This is a genomic window from Burkholderia sp. APQ4-4ca (assembly GCF_057837105.1).
This window is the reverse complement of sequence record NZ_JBYQCG010000194.1, coordinates 1,460-4,288: the sequence shown is the minus strand read 5'-3', so window position 1 is coordinate 4,288 and position 2,829 is coordinate 1,460. Positions and strand designations below refer to the sequence as shown.

Annotated in this window: 2 protein-coding genes and 1 pseudogene; 1 reads left to right on the top strand and 2 read right to left on the bottom strand. The window is 58.7% G+C overall.

The genetic code is table 11. From position 1 onward, the window contains the following. A pseudogene (locus tag AC3IFE_RS21140) lies at positions 1-369 on the bottom strand (transposase); the annotation flags it as partial. Between the two features lie 26 nt (positions 370-395). Further along, positions 396-1,160 (bottom strand): hypothetical protein, encoded by a 765-nt coding sequence (locus AC3IFE_RS21135; RefSeq protein ID WP_489191838.1) that lies wholly within the window; start codon positions 1,158-1,160, stop codon positions 396-398. A 436-nt stretch (positions 1,161-1,596) separates the two neighbouring features. Between AC3IFE_RS21135 and AC3IFE_RS21130 the strand changes: the two genes are divergently transcribed. Beyond that, the coding region (locus AC3IFE_RS21130; RefSeq protein WP_489191837.1) for a hypothetical protein at positions 1,597-2,829 on the top strand (1,233 nt) is incomplete at its 3' end.

Sequence of the window (2,829 nt, the reverse complement as noted above, 5' to 3'; positions counted from 1 at the left end):
TGGGGTTCGGGCCAGTTTTTCGCCCGCCCCAACCGCTCGAATCGACGAGGAGTCGACGACCACACGTGAGAAGTCAATCTGGTTTGCCGCGCGTAGTTTGGTCAGCAGCAACGCGTGCAATGCGTCCCACACGCCAGCCTCTTGCCAGTCCCGCAGCCGACGCCAGCAACTCACGCCCGAGCCACATCCCATTTCCGCAGGAAGATCGCGCCAGCGAATGCCGGTCTTCAGCACGAACAGAATGCCCGTCAGCGCTGCACGATTCGGCACGGGCTTGCGACCCGGGTACTTGAACCGACGGGGCTTGGCAGGTGGCAGAAGTGGCTCGATTAGTTTCCACAACTCGTCGTCAATGATCGGCTTGCCCATCTCCCTGATCCGGTTATCACGACGGCTCAGATTAACAGGTCGAGAGAAAAGTTAACAGTAGCTACGCACCTTTTTGAAACCGTCTCTAAGCCGATACGAAGGGACTCGACACCGATTTCCCGGGCGAGCTTCTGCACAGGCTCCCCGCTGGGCGAATGAAAGGGCGAAAGCACCGTCAGTCGGTTGGCATCGTCAACGCGCGCCGCATGGTCTAGGAACTGTTCATCAGCGGGGGTACTGAGCGTGTGCACGAGCCAAGCACGGCGAGTCGCATCGTCGACCGTTCCGGCGCGGGAAAGCTGGCGGGCGGCCCGGCGTCGGTAGGCTTGAAGTACCTCGAGACTCTCTGCGGAGAAGGCATATTTTGTGGTGAGGTCCCGCAGGAAGTCGCCAAATTCCCCAATTACCGCAGGCTCCGTATCGGAACTCAGGGCGTCGATGACTTCCAGATTGCGCCCGTGACCGGACATCGTCAGATTGGCGCTGGCCACCACGAGATGGTCAAGGTCTTGCCAGCCTTCCAGATAGGCGAGCTTGGGGTGAAAGACTGTGGTCTTCTCCATGTACACCGGGATGACGCGGTACGCGCTACCGGCGTAGAGGCTGGCGGCTTCATCGGTGGACTTGCAAGCTTGCCGTGCGTCAACTAGCACGTCAATTTGCTCGCAGTTGCCCTGCCGCAGCGCCGGCAGGACAAGGGCCTCGAACCAGGACAGACTGAACGTGAATGTCGTAAAGAGGGCTCGGCGCGGACGCGCCGTCTTGATAACGGAAACAAGCGTGTTGGACATGACCTTGGTAGTGGCGACTAGCCTTGTTTCTCTTTTTGTACCCCCGTGAAACGCGGGTGGCGTTCCCACGTTTGCAGGCCTTTCTTACTGCCAAATCCCGTGCGTATTGTCGCATAGAGAAGGCGAAACAAACTCCGACCCATCGGGTGGCAAGGCGATGACCCAATGCCTACAAGGCAGAGCAAAATCTAAGTTTCATTTATGCAATGGTATCGATGCAGCCTTGTTATATGCGCATCGCATAGAAGCCGTCCAGTGAACGCGGCATGCAGCGCGCTATACGTCAACTCATGCTTTGGCATGGTCTTCGAAGGCTGCGCGAATGTGATTAGCCCTCTTCAGGACGCGAATCAATCTGCCGTTAACGACGGAAGACCAAAAACGGGGCAAAACTATGGGGTTGTTCGGGGGCAAGCTTTCCTCATTCGGCAGCGGCTTGAAGGACTCGCTCGCAGAGGCCAAGAACAAGGTTGTCGCAGCCGCTGAGCGGGTCGAGATGCCGGCCGCGCTGTCTGACCTGACCGACAAAGTCACGAGCGGCGCAGCGGACCTTTACGCCAGTGGCAAAGGGCATGCGGCCCGGCTGACTGACATGGCGGGCGAGAAGCTCAGCCAAATCGACTACGAAGTGCTGAAGCGCGGTGACACCTACGTCAACAAGTTCAACGAGTATACGGACCTGGGTGTCGAGAAGGTCAGCGCCTACTACCGGTCGACCTTTGAGGTCGACAAGACCACCTCCCAGATGATTTCGGACCTGCGCGGCCGGTTGCCTGCCCGCGCCAAGGACGTGGACGATATCTTCGAACGCATCAAGCGCGAATCGCTTCATCGCGCCATCTCGGCGTTCTGCCTGGCGCCCATCATGCAGGGCCTCGATAACAAGCTCGAGGGGCGTTACGACAACCTGTCAATGACCTACAATGAGTACAAAAAGCGGCCGCTCGACAACCACCCGAACTACGCCGCCTTCCAAAACGAGCGCTCGGATTCGCTGCCGCTCCAGCCTGTCGAGAATGGTTACAACAGCGGGGAAGTCCTGTACCCGGCCGACGCCGAAATCGACCACATCGTGTCGAAGATGGAGTACTACGAGGACGTGTTGATTCGGCTGTCGACGAACGATGCCGAGTTCGTGGATGTGATTAACGCCGAGGACAACCTGACGTTCGCGAACGGTTCGTTCAACGCCGGCAAGAGTAGCGGCGACCTGATGCAGTACATCGAAAAGAACGGCACGCCGGACGAGTTCGACCCGAATATCATCCACTTCCAGTACGAGAAGGGCGGGCACGTCACCGTCAACAAGGCCGAGGCGCTCAAGAAGTACGAGCAGGCTCAGGAGCGTATGCATCAAGCTCGCATCGAAGCAGCGAAGGAAATCGGTCTTACGGTAGCCAGCGCCAGCGCGCGTATGGCGGCGCAGCAGGTGGTGGGCCTTATCGTGGTCGAGACCATCGACATCTTCGTCGACGAAATCAGGGATATTGCGGTCAACGGCAAGTTCTTCGACGAGAACGGACTACTGGCCAACATCAACCAGCGCCGTCAGAATATCGTTGACACGCTGACGCAGCGCTTCGAGGAACGGCAGATTTGGGCGCGCGCACGCGCGGCGGGTATTGAAGGTGGCGTGGCCGGTGCGCTGGCGGCGATTCCGCAGATTCTT